17 protein-coding genes are annotated in these 16,402 nt (G+C 71.9%); 12 read left to right on the top strand and 5 right to left on the bottom strand.

What is annotated here, in order from left to right; all coding sequences use genetic code 11:
• Window positions 1-4 precede the first annotated feature (4 nt).
• Window positions 5-799, top strand: coding sequence for a hypothetical protein (locus OG625_RS22645; RefSeq protein ID WP_329384119.1), 795 nt, complete (start codon window positions 5-7; stop codon window positions 797-799).
• A gap of 29 nt (window positions 800-828) precedes the next feature.
• Here the strand turns inward: OG625_RS22645 and OG625_RS22650 are convergent, their stop codons facing one another.
• The gene (locus tag OG625_RS22650) at window positions 829-1,497 is read right to left on the bottom strand and encodes a transmembrane-type terpene cyclase (RefSeq protein WP_329384122.1); all 669 of its coding nucleotides are present in this window, start codon (window positions 1,495-1,497) and stop codon (window positions 829-831) included.
• A 162-nt stretch (window positions 1,498-1,659) separates the two neighbouring features.
• On the opposite strand from OG625_RS22650, the gene OG625_RS22655 reads away from it, so the two are divergent.
• From OG625_RS22655 to OG625_RS22675, 5 genes are all read left to right on the top strand, one after another.
• Window positions 1,660-2,607 carry an LLM class F420-dependent oxidoreductase gene (locus OG625_RS22655; protein WP_329384125.1) on the top strand — a complete coding sequence of 316 codons (948 nt, stop codon included), beginning with the start codon at window positions 1,660-1,662 and terminating at the stop codon, window positions 2,605-2,607.
• Window positions 2,608-2,618: 11 nt separating this feature from the next.
• On the top strand, window positions 2,619-3,404 hold the full coding sequence (locus OG625_RS22660) for an SDR family NAD(P)-dependent oxidoreductase (protein WP_329384128.1): 786 nt from the start codon (window positions 2,619-2,621) through the stop codon (window positions 3,402-3,404).
• 105 nt (window positions 3,405-3,509) lie between these two features.
• The gene (locus tag OG625_RS22665) at window positions 3,510-4,631 is read left to right on the top strand and encodes an LLM class flavin-dependent oxidoreductase (protein ID WP_329384131.1); all 1,122 of its coding nucleotides are present in this window, start codon (window positions 3,510-3,512) and stop codon (window positions 4,629-4,631) included.
• Window positions 4,632-5,026: 395 nt separating this feature from the next.
• Complete coding sequence (locus OG625_RS22670) at window positions 5,027-6,973, top strand: N-acyl-D-amino-acid deacylase family protein (RefSeq protein WP_329384135.1); 1,947 nt, start codon at window positions 5,027-5,029, stop codon at window positions 6,971-6,973.
• Window positions 6,970-8,451: an aldehyde dehydrogenase family protein gene (locus OG625_RS22675; RefSeq protein WP_329384138.1), complete on the top strand. Its 1,482-nt coding sequence runs from the start codon at window positions 6,970-6,972 to the stop codon at window positions 8,449-8,451. The genes OG625_RS22670 and OG625_RS22675 overlap by 4 nt, the downstream gene beginning before the upstream one ends.
• A 63-nt stretch (window positions 8,452-8,514) precedes the next feature.
• On the opposite strand, the gene OG625_RS22680 is transcribed toward OG625_RS22675, so the two are convergent.
• Entirely contained in the window at window positions 8,515-10,320 is a 1,806-nt protein-coding gene (locus OG625_RS22680) for a hypothetical protein (RefSeq protein WP_329384141.1), read from the bottom strand.
• 54 nt (window positions 10,321-10,374) lie between these two features.
• Window positions 10,375-11,463, bottom strand: coding sequence for a DNA alkylation repair protein (locus tag OG625_RS22685; RefSeq protein WP_329384144.1), 1,089 nt, complete (start codon window positions 11,461-11,463; stop codon window positions 10,375-10,377).
• 318 nt (window positions 11,464-11,781) lie between these two features.
• Here OG625_RS22685 and OG625_RS22690 point away from each other — a divergent pair, with 318 nt between their 5' ends.
• The 5 genes from OG625_RS22690 to OG625_RS22710 all read left to right on the top strand — a co-directional run bounded on the left by OG625_RS22690 (window position 11,782) and on the right by OG625_RS22710 (window position 14,845).
• Complete coding sequence (locus OG625_RS22690) at window positions 11,782-13,347, top strand: APC family permease (RefSeq protein ID WP_329384147.1); 1,566 nt, start codon at window positions 11,782-11,784, stop codon at window positions 13,345-13,347.
• 130 nt (window positions 13,348-13,477) lie between these two features.
• Window positions 13,478-13,945 carry a helix-turn-helix domain-containing protein gene (locus OG625_RS22695; RefSeq protein WP_329384150.1) on the top strand — a complete coding sequence of 156 codons (468 nt, stop codon included), beginning with the start codon at window positions 13,478-13,480 and terminating at the stop codon, window positions 13,943-13,945.
• Between the two features lie 25 nt (window positions 13,946-13,970).
• Complete coding sequence (locus OG625_RS22700; RefSeq protein WP_329384153.1) at window positions 13,971-14,285, top strand: PIN domain-containing protein; 315 nt, start codon at window positions 13,971-13,973, stop codon at window positions 14,283-14,285.
• Entirely contained in the window at window positions 14,261-14,530 is a 270-nt protein-coding gene (locus tag OG625_RS22705) for a hypothetical protein (RefSeq protein ID WP_329384156.1), read from the top strand. The genes OG625_RS22700 and OG625_RS22705 overlap by 25 nt, the downstream gene beginning before the upstream one ends.
• A gap of 33 nt (window positions 14,531-14,563) precedes the next feature.
• Entirely contained in the window at window positions 14,564-14,845 is a 282-nt protein-coding gene (locus OG625_RS22710; RefSeq protein WP_329384159.1) for a hypothetical protein, read from the top strand.
• Between the two features lie 22 nt (window positions 14,846-14,867).
• On the opposite strand, the gene OG625_RS22715 is transcribed toward OG625_RS22710, so the two are convergent.
• Both OG625_RS22715 and OG625_RS22720 read right to left on the bottom strand, forming a co-directional pair.
• Window positions 14,868-15,290, bottom strand: coding sequence for a nitroreductase/quinone reductase family protein (locus tag OG625_RS22715; RefSeq protein WP_329384162.1), 423 nt, complete (start codon window positions 15,288-15,290; stop codon window positions 14,868-14,870).
• A complete protein-coding gene (locus tag OG625_RS22720; protein ID WP_329384165.1) occupies window positions 15,287-15,919 on the bottom strand; it encodes an NAD(P)-dependent oxidoreductase in 633 nt (210 codons plus the stop codon). The genes OG625_RS22715 and OG625_RS22720 overlap by 4 nt, the downstream gene beginning before the upstream one ends.
• A 59-nt stretch (window positions 15,920-15,978) precedes the next feature.
• Between OG625_RS22720 and OG625_RS22725 the strand changes: the two genes are divergently transcribed.
• Entirely contained in the window at window positions 15,979-16,398 is a 420-nt protein-coding gene (locus OG625_RS22725; protein WP_329384168.1) for a winged helix-turn-helix transcriptional regulator, read from the top strand.
• Window positions 16,399-16,402: the final 4 nt, after the last annotated feature.

Consider the following 16,402-nt stretch of genomic DNA (forward strand, 5'->3'; position numbering starts at 1 on the left):
TTCAATGAGCAAGCACCGCCGCGCCCGCTCCCGCACGCCTCGCCCCACGCGCCGTGTGGCGCTGGCGGCTGCCTTCGGCCTGCTGACGTTCGGGGCCGGCTGGGTGTACGCCGTCGCCGACCCGGACAAGTCGCAGGCCCCGCCGCAGGCGCGGACGGACTCCCGCCCGCCGGGCGAGGACCGCGCGGCGCGCGACGCCCACCGGGACGCCCTCCAGGGCCTGACCGGCATCAGCGAGCAGACCAAGGCCAAGATCCCTGCCGAGTCCCGCCAGCTCGTCCTGGTCACGGGCAAGGCCAAGGACTCCTCGGAGTCCACCGCCACCTTGTACACGCGGCCCGCGGCCGGCGCCGACTGGGTACGGGCCGAGAGCTGGCCTGCGCGCAACGGCGCCAAGGGCTGGTCCACGGAGCGCACGTACGGCGACCTGACCTCCCCGCAGGGCGTCTTCGCGCTGACCGACGCGGGCGGCCTGCTGCCGAAGCCGCCGGGCACGAAGCTGCCGTACGACAAGGACGGCGCGTTCGTGGCGACGGGCCGCGGGGTGAACGGGGAGTCCCTGGCGGGCTCCTTCGACTACGTCGTCGCGATCGACTTCAACCGCAAGCCGGGCACCTCTCCGCTGGACGCCACCAAGCCGGAGGGCGAGCGCAAGGGCGGCAACATCTGGCTCCACGTGGACCACGACGGCCCCTCGCAGGGCTGCGTCGGCATCCCGAAGGAGGCCATGAAGAAGGTCCTGGAGACCCTCGACCCCGCGGCGAAGCCGATCATCGCGATGGGCCCCGAGGGCTTCTGAGCCCGGCGGGCTCCGTCAAGCCGGGTCGGTCATGGGGCCGCTTCGGCAAGGCGAACGTCATCGGGCCCGGCGTTCCCCCGCACCAACACCGCCCGGCGGCGGGCCTGGAGCAGCAGTCCGATGTACACCAGGTCGAAGACGCTGCACAGGATCCCGAGGCCCAGGATGAACGGCGCGTCCTCGATCACCCCGAAGAGCAGGGTCGGGGCCAGGGTGCCCAGCCATTTGGCGACGGCGATGGTCAGGGACTGTCCGCGCGGGCCCTGCCGGGCCGCGAAGAGGCCGATGAACAGGCCGGACATCAGCAGGTTCTGGAGGAACGCCGAGTAGCGCGTGGCGTCGTGCGCCCCGAAGTGGGCGAGGAACAGGCCCTGTACGGCGAAGCCGGTGCCGAACACCAGCACCGCCCAGCCGGCGAACATCGGGCGGGTCACGAACCGCGGCAGTTCGGCCCTCCCGAACCGCAGGTAGGTACAGACGATCACCACGTCGGCCACCGCCCACACCACGTTCACCACGCCCTGCGCGGAGATCCCGACCGTGAACTCGCGGACCGCGTAGATCGACTCCCAGGCGAAGTTCAGTGAGAGCGCGGCGACGGGCATCGCGTACGTGCGGTCGCGCAGGCCGACGCGGATGGCCTCCACGTACACGATCGTCCAGGCGATCCCGCTGACCAGTGTGAGCATCAGATCCATCCGCGCACCCTAGGGGCGGGAGTTGGATCACGCCAGGGTCGCGACGCGGGCGGCGGGTCCCCGCCGGGTTCGGTCCACCCCCTTGCCTGACGGACCGTCAGCTACGACGATGGCCCGGCACCGATATGACGAATCGGCAGACGAAGGCGAGGCGGGCCCGGCATGGCGCGCGTATTTCCGGAAGGTCGGCTGGTCTACGGGATGCAGCTCCCGATCCAGTCGCAGAGCACCATCTACGCCGAGCCCTGGGAGGCCACGGCCGGCGCCGCCGATCTCGCCGAGGTGGCCCGCGCCGCCGACGGCGCCGGCTTCGGGTACCTGGCCACCTGCGACCACGTGGCCATCCCGCGCCGGCTCGCCGGCCCCATGAGCACCATCTGGTACGACCCGGTGGCCACCCTGTCCTTCCTCGCCGGAGTCACCGAACGCGTCCGGCTCCTCAGCCACGTCGCGATCCTCGGCCTGCGCCACCCGCTGCTCAGTGCCAAGCAGTACGCCACCCTCGACCACCTCTCCGGCGGCCGGCTGATCCTCGGGGTCGGGGCCGGGCACGTCCAGGAGGAGTTCGAGGTGCTCGGCGTGGACTTCGCCCGCCGCGGCGCCGTCCTCGACGAGACCCTGGACGCGCTGCGGGCCGCGCTGGGCCCCGAGGAGTACCCCGAGTTCGAGGGCGAGCGGTTCTCCTTCAAGGACCTCGGCCAGCTGCCCCGGCCCGCCCAGGAGCGGATCCCCGTCTGGGTCGGCGGCTCGTCCGGACCGGCCGTGCGCCGCGCGGCCCTGCGCGGCGACGGCTGGCTCCCGCAGGGCGACCCGCGCGACAAGCTGCCCGCGCAGATCGCCCGTATCAAGGAGCTCCGCGCGCAGGCCGGGATCGCCGGCCCCATGGAGTTCGGGGCGATCAGCGAGGCCCTGTACGTCGGCGAGCCCGGCTGGGACACCGGCCGCCGCACCCTGACCGGCAAGGCGGAGGCGCTCGCCGAGTCCCTGCGGGAGTACAAGACCCTCGGCGTGGACCAGATCCAGGTCCGCTTCCGCAGCCGCGACCGCGCCGAACTCGTCGACCAGATCACCGCTTTCGGCGCCGACGTCGCGCCGCACCTCAACGACTAGGAGTCGTCACCATGGGCAAGCTGGACGGGCGCGTCGTGATCATCACCGGCGCGGCGCGCGGCCAGGGCGAGCAGGAGGCCCGCCTGTTCGCCGCCGAGGGCGCCAAGGTGCTGCTCGGCGACGTGCTGGACGAGCAGGGCGCGGCCGTGGCCAAGGACATCGGCGAGGACCGGGCCCGGTACGTACGGATGGACGTGAGCCGCGAGGAGGACTGGGCGGCCGCGATCGCCGCGGCGAAGGAGGCCTTCGGCCCGGTCAACGGCCTCGTCAACAACGCGGGCATCCTGCGCTTCAACGAGCTGACCTCGACCCCGCTGGAGGAGTTCCAGCAGGTGGTGCAGGTCAACCAGGTCGGCGCCTTCCTCGGCATCAAGTCGGTGGCCCCGGAGATCGAGGCGGCCGGCGGCGGCACGATCGTCAACACCTCCTCCTACACCGGCCTGACGGGCATGGCGTACGTCGGCACCTACGCGGCGACCAAGGCGGCCATCCTCGGCCTCACCCGGGTGGCCGCGCTGGAGCTGGCGGCCAAGGGGATCCGGGTCAACGCGATGTGCCCGGGCGCCGTGGACACCCCGATGGCCAACCCCGGGCTGCTGGACCCGGACAACATGACCGACGAGGCCAAGGACGCGATGGCCGAGCTGTACAAGCGGGTCGTGCCGATGGGCCGGGTGGGGCAGCCGGAGGAGATCGCCAAGCTGGCGCTCTTCCTGACCGCCGACGACTCCTCGTACATCACCGGCCAGCCGTTCGTCATCGACGGCGGCTGGATGGCGGGGGTCAGCATCCTCTAACCATATCTGATGGAGCGTCAGGTATTGACGCTCCCGCCTTCCCGATGGAACAGTCGAGACATCAAATCTGACGCAACGTCAGAAATCAAAGGACGGTGAACCCCCTTGGAATTCGGGCTCTTCGTGCAGGGATACGTGCCTGAGGCGCGGTCCAAGGTCGACCCCCAGGCCGAGCACAAGGCGCTGTTGGAGGAGACCGAGTACGTCATCCAGGCCGACAAGTCCGGCTTCAAGTACGCCTGGGCCTCCGAGCACCACTTCCTGGAGGAGTACTCGCACCTGTCGGCGAACGAGGTGTTCCTCGGCTACCTCGCGGCCGCCACCGAGCGCATCCACCTCGGCTCCGGCATCTTCAACCCGCTCGCCCCGGTCAACCACCCGGTCAAGGTGGCCGAAAAGGTCACCATGCTCGACCACCTCTCCAAGGGCCGCTTCGAATTCGGCACCGGCCGCGGCGCGGGCAGCCACGAGATCCTCGGCTTCCTCCCGGGCATCGAGGACATGAACGGCACCAAGGAGATATGGGAGGAGACCATCGCCGAGTTCCCCAAGATGTTCCTCCAGGAGGAATACGAGGGGTTCCAGGGCAAGCACTGGTCGCTCCCGCCGCGGAAGATCTTCCCCAAGCCGTACGGGAAGGCGCACCCGGCCATGTGGTACGCGGCCGGCTCCCCCTCCTCCTACGCCATGGCGGCGAAGAAGGGCCTCGGCGTGCTGGGCTTCAGCGTGCAGAAGGTCTCCGACATGGAGTGGGTCCTCGACCAGTACAAGACGGCCATCCAGGAGGCGAAGGCCATCGGCGCCTTCGTCAACGACAACGTCATGGTCACCTCGACCGCGATCTGCGCCGAGACGCACGACAAGGCCGTCGAAATCGCCGTCAACGCCAACATGAACCGCTTCCAGTCGCTGGTCTTCCGCTACCACGACACCTTCCCGCGGCCCGAGGCGATCCCGCAGTGGCCCGAGACCCTGCCGGAGTACAACGCGGAGATCATCGAGCTCCTGATCGCCGAGGAGCTGCTGATCTGCGGTGACCCGTCCGAGGTCCGCGCCCAGTGCAAGCGCTGGGAGCAGGCCGGGGCGGACCAGCTGTCCTTCGGTCTGCCGACCGGAGTCGGTTACGAGGACACGATGACCACGATCAAGCTGATCGGCGAGCACGTGATCCCGCACATCGACACGGACCCGGTCCACCGCACGACCCGCTTCCGCCAGGCCGTCTAGCACTCGGCTCGGCCGGGGTGGGCCCCTGTACCGGGGCGGCGTCTTCCCGGACCGCCGCCCCGCACGCGCCCCGGCCGGGCGGCCACCGGCCGGGGCGCGGGTGCTCCGTCCTCCGGGTGCGGCCCGGCTCGTGGGGCTCCGCCCCACACCCCGCTCCTCAATCGCCGGAGGGGCTGGGGGGTGCCGCCGGGCGGGGTCTTGACCGTTCGGGTTGGTCCGCGGGGTCCCTCCGGGACGTCTCCTCGTCCTCGCGCACCGAGGCACCTTTGGAAGCCAAGGGTGGTTGCGCGCTCGTCCTGCGGGGACGCCCCGGAGTGCCCCCGCGGACCGGCCAGACGGCCCAGACCCCCCGCCCCGTGGGCCGGGAGCGCGCGTTGGGGTGGGGACACGGCGGAGTGTCCCCGCAGGACGAGCGCGCAACCACCCTCACGTCTCGCAGCGGTGCTCAGTGCGCGAGGACGAGGAGACACTCCGGCGGGGCACCGCCCCAACAGGCCGACCCCGGCCCAGGGGCAAACCCGGCAGCGGCGCCCCGCCCGAGGGGTCGGTGGAGCCCCGGCAACGGCGCCGCACGCAAGGCAACGCAACGGAGAAGGGACGTCATGCTCGACCACCTGATCAAGGGCGCCACCGTCGTGGACGGCACCGGCGCCCCCGCCCGCGTCGCAGACGTAGGGATACGTGACGGCCGCATCGTCGCCATCGGCGACCCCGGCTCGGTCACCGAGTCCGCGACCACCAGCGAGGACGCCACGGGGCTGATCCTCACGCCCGGGTTCATCGACCCCCACACGCACTACGACGCCCAGCTCTTCTGGGACCCGTACGCCACCCCCTCCATGAACCACGGCGTCACCACCGTCGCCGGCGGCAACTGCGGCTTCACCCTCGCCCCGCTCCACCCGGACCGCCCCGAGGACGCCGACTACACGCGCCGCATGATGAGCAAGGTCGAGGGCATGGCCCTCAAGGCCCTGGAGGAGGGCGTCGACTGGACCTGGTCCACCTTCGGCGAGTACCTCGACGCGCTCGACGGCCGGATCGCCGTCAACGCCGGCTTCATGGTCGGCCACTGCGCCCTGCGCCGCCACGTCATGGGCGAGGACGCCGTCGGAGGGCAGCCCACCCCCGAGCAGATGCAGCAGATGCTGGACCTCCTCCACGACGCCATGAACGCCGGCGCCTGGGGCCTGTCCACCACCCAGTCCTCCACCCACTCCGACGGCGCCGGCGCCCCCGTCGCCTCCCGGCACGCCAAGCCGGAAGAGCTCCTCGCCCTGTCGAAGGCCGTCTCCGAGCACGAGGGCACCCAGCTCGAAGCGATCGTCGCGGGCTGCCTCGACCAGTTCTCGGACGAGGAGATCGACCTCTTCGTGGAGATGAGCGCGGCCGCCGGACGCCCCCTGAACTGGAACGTCCTCACCATCGACGCCTCCGTCCCCGAGCGGGTCCCGCGCCAGCTGATTCCCAGCGAGCGCGCCCGCAAGGCCGGCGGCCGGATCGTCGCGCTGACGATGCCGATCCTCACCCCCATGAACATGTCCCTCGGCACCTTCTGCGCCCTCAACCTCATCCCCGGCTGGGGAGAGGTCCTCGCCCTGCCCGTACCCGAGCGGATCGCGAAGCTGCGCGACGCGGACGTACGGGCCGAGATGCTGCGCCGCGCCGACAGCAAGGAGGCCGGGGTCTTCCGCCGCCTCGCCAACTTCGGGCGCTACGTCATCGGCGACACGTACAGCAAGGAGAACGAGGGCCTGTCGGGCCGGGTCGTCAACGACATCGCCGCCGAGCGCGGCCAGGACGCCTTCCAGTGCCTGGTGGAGATCTGCGCCAACGACGAGCTGCGCACGGTCCTGTGGCCCATGCCGACCGACAACGACCCGGCGACCTGGGCGCTGCGCGCCGAGACCTGGCAGCACGAGGACGTCATGCTCGGCGGCTCCGACGCCGGCGCGCACCTGGACCGCATGTGCGGCGCCCCCTACACGACGCGCTTCCTCGGGGACTGCCTGCGCGGCCGCAAGCTGGTGCCGGTGGAGCAGGCGGTACGGATGCTCACCGACGACCCGGCCCAGCTGTTCGGGCTGCGCGAGCGCGGCCGGATCACCGAGGGCTACCACGCGGACCTGGTCCTCTTCGACCCCGAGCGCATCGAGGCCGGCCCGGCGACCCTCGTCCACGACCTGCCCGGGGACAGCCCGCGGCTGGACTCCCGGGCCATCGGCATCGTCTCGGTCCGGGTCAACGGCGTGGAGACCATCCGCGACGACGAGGTGACGGGGGCCGTGCCGGGCATCGTGCTCCGGTCGGGCCGGGACACGAGGACGGTGAGCACCAAGTGACGGATGCGCAGAAGCACGCGGTGAACAAACTCTTCATCGGCGGCGAGTGGGTCGAGCCCGACGGCGGCCACTACGAGGTGGTCAACCCGGCGGACGAGTCGGTGGTCGGGCTCGCGCCCGAGGCCTCCCGCGCGCAGGTCGAGGAGGCGGCCCGCGCCGCCGCCGAGGCCTTCGAGAGCTGGTCCCGTACGAAGCCCGAGGCGCGGGCGGCGATCCTCGACCGGGCCGCGGACATCATGCAGCGGGAGTTCGAGCCGTGGGCGGCCCTCGCCCAGGCCGAGACGGGCGCCCCGACCGGGATCGCGCGCGGCATGCAGGTCGGCGTCGGCGTCACCCGCTTCCGGCGGTACGCGAAGGGTGCCCTGGAGCCGGTCGAGCGGGGCCTGCCGCCGCAGGTCACGGAGGCCGGCCCGATGGGGAAGGCGAGCATCCTGGGCGCGCTGGAGGTCCGCCAGCCGGTCGGCGTGGTCACCTGCATCACCTCCTACAACAACCCGTGGGCGAACCCGGCGGGCAAGGTGGCCCCGGCCTTGGCCATGGGCAACACGGTGGTCGTCAAGCCGGCCCCGCAGGACCCGCTGTCGGTGTTCAAGATGGCCGAGGCGCTTGCGGAGGCCGGGGTTCCGGCGGGCGTGGTGAACGTGGTGAACGGGCAGTCGGTGGAGGTCGGCGAGGCCGCCGTGGACTCCCCGTACGTGGACATGGTGTCCTTCACCGGCTCCACGGGCGTCGGGCAGCGCATCGCCGAGGTCTGCGGCCGCACCATGAAGCGGCAGCTGATGGAGCTGGGCGGCAAGGGCGCGGCGATCGTCTTCGAGGACGCGGACCTGGACGCGGCGATGATGGGCATCGGCACGACCTTCTCCTTCTACTCCGGCCAGATCTGCACCGCCCCGACCCGGGTGATCGTCCACCGGTCGGTCTACGACCAGCTGATCGAGAAGCTGACCGGCTACCTGGCCTTCATGAAGGTCGGCGACCCGACGGTGCAGGGCACGGTCGTGGGCCCGGTGATCTCGGCGGCGCACCGCGACCGCGTGGAGTCGTACATCGAGCTGGGGAAGAAGGAGGGCGCGCGGATCGCGTACGGCGGCGAGCGCCCGGTGGTGGGGGACGGCCGCGGCTTCTACGTGGCCCCGACCCTCCTCGTCGACTGTACGAACGACATGAGGGTGGTCCGCGAGGAGATCTTCGGCCCGGTCGTCGTGGTCGTCCCCTTCGACGGGGACGAGGAGGAGGCGATCCGACTGGCCAACGACAGCGACTTCGGCCTGCTGAGCTACGTGTGGTCCGGGGACTCGGCGCGCGCGTTCCGCGTGGCCCGGCGGCTGCGGGCGGGCGGGGTCGGCGTGAACACCATCGGGCGGAACATGGAGGCCCCGTTCGGCGGCTTCAAGCGCAGCGGGGTGGGGCGCGACGTGGGCTCGTACGCGCTGCACGCGTACAGCGAGATGCAGTCGATCGTCTGGACGGGCTGAGGCGGGCCACATGGTGCGGCCCGGCCGGGGGAGTTCCCCCCGGCCGGGCCGCGGTCGTTTCGGCTACGGGGGCCAGCTGTAGCCCAGGGACTCGGCCAGCTCGCGGCTGCCGCCGCTGAGCCGGGTGAACTCCTTCGGGTCGCCGGCCTCGATGCGGGCCAGCGCCGCGGCCGCCTGCTCCGCCGCGGGGCGGCCGTCGTCCGGCAGGTGCCACTCGAAGTACAGCGATTCGGTGGTGCCGGGCGGCGTGAAGGCGAGTTGCAGGACCGTGGTGTCCGGGTCCCGCCAGTCGGTGGAGACCCAGCTACGCCGCAGGTCCCAGCGGCCGAGCAGCTCGGGCCGCTCCCGCAGGCCCGCGGAGATCAGCCGTGCGGTGGTGCGGGCGGTCCAGCACCAGGAGTGGTCCCGCTCGGCCCGTTCGAGCTCCGCGTCGTATGCGGCCGCGTCGAAGCGGTACTCGGGCGGGGTCGCCCCGGTCGCCCCGCGCCAGTCGCCCCACACCACCTCGGCGCCGTCCCGGCGGATGGTGACGTAGAGCGCGCCGCAGCAGCCCTCGGTGCACCCCGCCTCGGCGAGCCGCACCTCCCGCGGCTGCTCCCCGGCGCGCAGGTCGCCGCTGTCGAGCAGGGACTCGGGGGAGCCGCCCGGTCCGTTCGCGAACAGCGCGGGCAGCAGCGGGCGGCCGTCGACCAGGAACCGGGTCTCGACGGAGTTCGAGTCCACGGCGTCGTGGACCACGACCACCTCCCAGCGCGGGTGCGAGCCCGGCGCCGCCGTACCGGCGAACGGTTTGTGCCCGGTACGCCGGATCCAGTCCGCGCGGCGCCGCTCCGCTGCCGGAGCGGTGCCCTCGCCCCCGGACGGTGCGTCGGGTCCTTGGGCCCACGCGGGCCCGGCCAGCAGCCGCTCCAGGCCGCCGAGCAGTGCCTCCCGCCGGTGGGTCCGCCAGTTCAGCAGTGCGGCGGGCCCGCTGTGCAGGTCGAGAGCGACTGCGAGGAGCAGCTCGTGGAGCTCAGGAGTCGGGGGCAGCCGGTCGGCGTACCCGACGAAGTACGCGTACACGTTGGTGGCGGGCAGATAGTCGAGGATCTCGGCCCGGTGCCCCACATCACGGGACATTCGGTGCAGCAGGCGGCCCGTCAGGGCCAGCAGTTCGGGGTCCACGGGCCGGGCGCGCAGCAGCCCGTGCAGGTCGGCGGCCTCGGCGATGCGCCGGGCGAAGAGCAGGGCCCGTGGTTCGCCGGGCACCGCGAGCAGTGCGGCCCGGACGGCCTCCGGGTCGCCGGTGGCGATCACGCCGACGAGCGGGGCCAGCAATTCGGACCGGTCCCGGCTACGGAGGACGAGCAGGGCGGCCGCCTGCCGGTCGAGCGGGTCGAGTGCGGCGGTAGCCGCGGATCCGAGACCGCGCAGCGTGCCGAGGGCCTGGAGGCAGGGCACGTCCTCGGGTTCACCGAGACGGATCAGCAGGGCGATTCCGACACCGACGGCCGCCGCGTCGGTACCGGTCCGGGTCAGTCGGCGGGCGGTCCGCCGGGCGGCGCCTTCGTCGGCCGGAGTGAGCCGCGCTGTGTGTGCGAGGACGTTGGGCAGGGACACCGCCAGCTCGGAAACCCGCCGGTGGACGGCCTCGGCGGCCCGTACGGGGTCGGGGTCGGCCAGCAGGGGGGTGAGCGCGGCGATGGTTTCGACCTGCTCCTCTTCCCAGGTCAGGCCCTTGCGGCCGCGTTCCGGCGGGGCCCCGTCGGGCAGGGGATAGCCACGGCGCGGGACCGGGCCCTCCGGCTCGATGCCGTGCCGGAAGAGCGCGTAGTCGTACAGGGAGGTCGTCCGGGCGTCGAGCGGCTCGCGCTCGTCGCGGACGCTCATCGGGCGGGGTGGGACTCGATTCCGTAGGTCATGGGAGGAGCCTGCCACCCGTGATCACGGCGCGTCCAGCGAGAAAACGGCCTCGCCGCGGACGCGGCCGTTGATCTGAAGCTGCACCAGGTGCTCGCCGGAGTGGTAGCGGCGGGTGGTGATCGGCTTGAAGGAGTGCCGCTTGGTGCCCGTGAGGGTTTCGCCGGGGGCCAGGGCGCGGGTGACGAGTTTGAACACCTTGGGGGTGCGGGTGCCGTTCGCCTTCGTGTGGTGCACGACGTAGTCGATCACCAGCTCGGCCGGGAGCACGCCGGTGTTCGTGACCGCGTAGTCGAAGACGAGGTACTCCCCCACGGCGACCCGCGGGGTGGTCACCACCGGCCCGCGCACCGTGACCGGCACGTCCGGGGCGTGCCCGAGCAGGGTCAGCGCCTCGGGCCGGCCGGCCTTGATCAGGGTGCGCAGTCCGTGGCGCACGACGCGGTCCGTCGTACCGGCGGGCTCGGCCAGCCAGCGGGCCGCCGTCTCGACGGCGAGGGCGGGGTGGTCCCGGCTGATGTCGTTGAGGTGGTTGGAGACGGAGCGGCGGACGTACTCGGACTCGTCGCGGTAGAGGGCGTCCAGTACGGGCAGGGCGGGGCGCGGGTCGGCGACGAAGGCGGGCAGCTGCGGGGCCCACGGCAGCCGCGGCCGCGTGCCCTCACTGGCGAGGCGGCGTACGTGCGGGTCCGGGTCGTCCGTCCACTTCTGTACGACGGCCAGGGCGCGGTCAGGGTCGGCGCGCAGGAAGGGCCGTACGGCGGATTCGGCGGTCAGCCGGGAGGTGAGGTCGTGGAGCAGCGCCAGCCCGGGCTCGAACACCGCCAGCCCGCGGACGGCGACCGCCTCGTTGACGGGGAAGGTCATCCAGCCCTCGAAGGCGGGGTCGGCGAGGGCGGTGCGTACGACGGCCTCGAAGCCGGGCCAGTCCTCGGGGAGATCGGTGAGCACGGCGTCGCGGACGGCGCCGACGCGTCCGCTGTACGTCAGCCCGTCGAGGGCGTCGGCGCGGGCGCGCAGGGCCGGCGCGGACCGGCGGCCGCCCGCCCGGGCGAGCAGCCGGGCCAGGGTGCGAGCGGTTTCCGCGCTGAGGAGCTCATCGGCCGTGGGCATGGGGACAGTCTTGCGGATGCCGCCCCGGTCCCGGGTGGGCCCTGTCCGGGTGTGGCAAACCGCCTGACCGAGCCCGCCTCGACGTGACCGCGGTCACACGGGCAAGTTTGAAACCGCCCAAATGGGACAGTGCTGCGGTTTCCGCATACCGGAACGCGATCTCCGGAGCCTGTCGATCCGTGGATGGATGGTTGGGTGAACCTTGTATTAGATGCTCGTTAAGTCTATTGATCTCAAGATTCAAAGGGGTTTGGGCCGCAGGAGATCCGGACTTGTGACCTCCAGATGTGGAAAGCGCACCATCTAACGTCCTGACTCATGACTCAGCTGGACGTTCGGCCCCAGGCCGGAGACACGGTAAGCGGCGCGCCCCAGGGCGAGGGCGACGTTCGCGGCAAGGGACTCGGCAAGGGTTCCGTCGGCCTGGTGGGCAGTGCCGTCATCGGCATCTCCACCGTCGCTCCCGTCTACTGCCTCACCTCCACCCTCGGCTCCACCGCGGGCGAGGTCGGCATGCAGATGCCCGCCATCTTCCTCGCCGGCTTCCTCCCGATGCTCCTCGTGGCCTTCGCGTACCGCGAGCTCAACAAGGCCATGCCGGACTGCGGCACCTCCTTCACCTGGACCGTCAAGGCCTTCGGCCCGCGGCTCGGCTGGATGTGCGGCTGGGGCCTGGTGATCGCCACGATCATCGTGCTCTCCAACCTGGCCGGCGTCGCCACCTCCTACTTCTGGCTGCTGGCCGGCGAGATCACGAACAATCCGTCGATCGCCGCCCTGGACGACAACAAGCTCGTCCACATCGCCACCTGCCTCACCCTGATCGCCGTGGCGACCGCCATCAGCTACCGCGGCATGACCGCCACCAAGGGCGTCCAGTACGCGCTGGTCGGCCTGCAGCTCGTGGTCCTGGCCATCTTCGTCGCGATGGCCTTCCAGAAGGCCTCCGCGGGCACCTTCGACACCGGCCTGGACTTCTCCTGGTCCTGGATGAACCCCTTCGCGGTCGAGTCCATGGCGGCCTTCACCGCCGGTCTCTCCCTCTCGATCTTCATGTACTGGGGCTGGGACGCGTGCCTGGCCACCAACGAGGAGACCACCGGCTCCGCCAAGACCCCGGGCCGTGCCTCGCTCATCGCGATGGTCGTCCTGGTCGGCTCCTACCTGGCCACCGGCGTCGCCGCCCAGATGGCCGTCGGCTCGGGCGGCGAGGGCCTCGGCCTCGCCAACGAGGAGACCTCCGACAACGTCTTCGCGGCCCTCGCCGGCCCGGTGATGGGCCCGATGCTCGGCGTCCTGCTCTTCGTCGCCGTGCTCGCCTCCGCCGCCGCGTCCCTGCAGACCACCTTCATCCCGGTGGCCCGCACGGTCCTCGCCATGTCGACGTACGAGGCGCTGCCGCCCTCCTACGCCAAGGTCCACCCGAAGTTCAAGACCCCGGGCCGCGCCACCGTCATGGCGGGCGTCGCGACCGGCGTGTTCTACACGGTCATGACCCTGGTCAGCGAGAACGTCCTCACGGACACGATCTTCGCGCTCGGTCTGATGATCTGCTTCTACTACTCGCTGACGGCCTTCGCCTGCGCCTGGTACTTCCGCAAGGACCTGGCCCGATCCGCCCGCGACCTGTTCTTCAAGGGCGTCTTCCCGGTCCTCGGCGGCCTGCTGCTCTCCGCGGTCTTCTTCAAGACCCTCTACGACACCTACGACCCGGCCTACGGCTCCGGCTCCGCTGTCTTCGGCGTCGGCAGCGTCTTCGTCATCGGCGTCGGCCTGCTGGCCCTCGGCCTGGTCATCATGTTCGTCACCCAGCGCCGCAGCCCCGCCTTCTTCCGCGGCGAGGTCCTGACGAAGTCCACCCCGGCCCTGGTGGTCGAGGACTGAGCCACGGCCTTCCCGGCCCCTTCTGCCGAGTCATCCCGTGAGTCATCCCCGCGGCCCCGGATCGATCCCCTCGATCCGGGGCCGCGGGCGTTCTCGCGTACCGCGGCCGCAGCCGTTACAGTTATTTCAGATGGTCGAGGAGGTTGAGATGGCGCGTACGAGCGTGCTCGCGAAGGCGACCACCGTTGAGTCGAGCCCGGAGATCCAGGACGCTCTCGCGAAGGCGGGTCGAATGGTCCCGGGCGAGGTCGAGGTCATACTGCGGGCCGCCGACGGAAGTGAGAGCGTGCTGCCCCAGGAGTTGGTCCGGATCCTCGCGGCCTCGGCGGGCGAGCTGGCGATCGGTCACACGGTCACGGTGCTCGCCGCGGAGACCGAACTGACCCCTGCCGAGACCGCCGAGCTGCTCGGCCTGTCCCGGCCCTTCGTGGCTCGCTTGCTGGACTCGGGGGACATCCCGTCGAGCTATCTGCCGGGCAGTCGGCACCGCATCGTGCGGCTCGCCGACGTCCTCGCGTTCCAGGAACGGCGAGCCCGCCGCCGAGAAGGCCGCCGACGTATCGCCGAGGCCGTGGAAGACGCCGGGCTTCCGTACTGAGCGGCCTGAGCGAGGGGGGTTTGCTGTGCGCGTCTTCGTGGACACGAACGTGCTGTTCCCGTTCTCCGTCATGGATCTCATGCTGGCCTTGACGGAGGATTCCGTTCACGAGGTGGTGTGGTCGGAACGTCTGCTGGCCGAGTGGGAACGAGTCATCGTCCGTGAGGGGCGGCGGTCCGCGGAGTCGGCGGGGGCCATCACGCGGGCCATCCGTGAGTACTTCGGAGACTGCGAGGTCGCGGAGTCCGACTATGCGCACATGGTCGACCAGATGCCCGGCGCGGACCCGGATGATCGGTACCACGCAGCGGCGGCATGGGCCGCAGGGCAGTCGCGCTGATCACCTGGAACCTCGCCGATTTCCCGGCTGCCGAGATGGCGAGGCTGGGTGTCCGGGTGCTGGACCCGGACACGTACCTCTGCGAGCTGCACGCGCAATGGCCGCAGGAGGTCGCCGACACAACGGCCAGGATGGCGGCGGGCAAGCGGAATCCGCCGTTGACGTTCGACGATGTCGTGGCCAGGTTGGGCAAGGCGGGATTGACCCGGTTCGCGGATCGGCTGGGGGCGACCGGTGACCCGTAACGGCGTGGGGTCGTTGGGGAGGGCATGAATGCCATGAAGCGCACCCTTGCCGCCCTGGTCCTGTCCGGTGGCGCCGCCCTCGCACTCACCCCGATCGCCGCCCACGCCGATGGGGGCATGCCCCAGGGGGTCCCGCTCACCGAACGCGTCGGCGAGATCGTCGACCACCCCGGGCAGGCCGTCCAGGACACGAAGACCGCCGTCGGCATCACCACCCAGGCCGCCGGATCCGCCACCAAGGCCACCGACAGCTCCCTCGCGGGCGCCGGCTCCGCGCTGCACGCCGGACTGCCGAAGGCCCCGAGCGTCCGCTGAGCTGCCCCGCCCTCGCGTCGTCTCAGCCGGTGCGGGTGACCAGCACCAGCGGGATCTCCCGGGCCGTCGCCTCCCGGTACCCGGCGTACGAGGGCATCGCGGCCACCACCACCGGCCACAGCCGCTCCGCCTCGGCCGGGGTGGCCCGGCGGGCGGTAGCCGGGAAGGTCTCGGCGCCGACCTGGAGGGTCACCGCCGGGTCGGCGGCCAGGTTCAGGTACCAGGCTGGGTGGCGGTCGGCGCCCGCGTTCGACGCCGTCAGGACATAGGTGTTCCCGTCACGGACGAAGGCCAGCGCCGTCCGGCGCAGCAGGCCCGAGCGGCGGCCCCGGGTGGTCAGCAGCAGGTCCGAGAACCCCGGCCGCGGTCGCCCCGCGGTTTCCTCGAAGCGCCGGATGTGCTCGGCGACCCAGGGGTTCGTGCTGTCGGTCACGGGGGCGGTCATGCCGGGCCCACCCCGGTGTGCGCCGCGTGCAGGGTCGGGGCCGTGGCCTCGTCCACGACGGCCCGCGCGAAGTCGGCGTGCGTGATCCGGCTCGCGGCGTCCGCCGGGGCGAAGGCGTGACCGCCGGCCGGGGCGCCGTCGGGGTCGAAGTCCCCCGCCGGGGACAGCACCACCCAGTCCAGGGCCTCCGGGGCGGCCTCCCGCAGCGCGTCGGTCCCGGCGCCGTGGCCGACGTAGAACTCCCGCCACTCCTGCGGATACCCCGGCGTGTCCATCAGCGCCGCCCCCGACTCCGTGGGCAGTACGGAGGCCAGTCCGACCCCGACCAGCCGCCCCACCCCGGCCCGCGGGAGCCCCGCCGCCAGGGCCCGGGCCACCGCGGGGAAGTACGCGCCGGGCGCCGCCTGCGGGTCGTACACCGCGACCACCGCCGCATCGTGCCCGGCCGCCAGCCGCGCCACGTCCGCCGCCGAGGTCACGTCCCCCTCGGCGCGGCCCACCTCGGTCACCCGGTGCCCCCGCGCCCGCGCCTCGGCGACGACGGCCCGGCCCACGCGGCCGCGGGCCCCGAAGACGATGATGCTGTTGACGTTGTCGGTGCTGCTGCTGCTTCCGCTCGTGATGTTCATGGCCGCGAGCGTAGGAGGGGGGCTGGTTACCGATCGGATACCGGCTTACCGTGTGGATCATGAGCGAGCCGCAGACGCAGACCGCACCGTCCCCGGAGCCGCTGGACCCGGAGATGTTCGACCCCGTCTGCCCGTCGCCGCTGACCCCGTTCCGGATCGGCGACAAGTGGGCCTCGCTGATCCTGCGCTGCCTGGAGGGCGGCCCCCGCCGGTTCTCGGAGCTCAAGGTCCCGCTGCGCGGCATCACCTCCAAGTCCCTGACGCAGTCCCTGCGCGCCCTGGAGCGCGACGGCTTCGTCGTCCGGACGGAGTACGAGGGCCCCGAGCGCCGCGTCGAGTACGCCCTCACCCCGCTCGGCCGGGGCCTGCTGGGCCCGTTGGACGCGGCCTGCGAGTGGACCCGGGAGCACTGGGACGAGCTGATCGACGCCCACGAGGCGGGGTTGGAGGCAGGGCCGAACGGGGCACGCGCTCGTTGAGCAG

This window comes from Streptomyces sp. NBC_01351 (genome assembly GCF_036237315.1).
Taxonomy (GTDB): domain Bacteria; phylum Actinomycetota; class Actinomycetes; order Streptomycetales; family Streptomycetaceae; genus Streptomyces.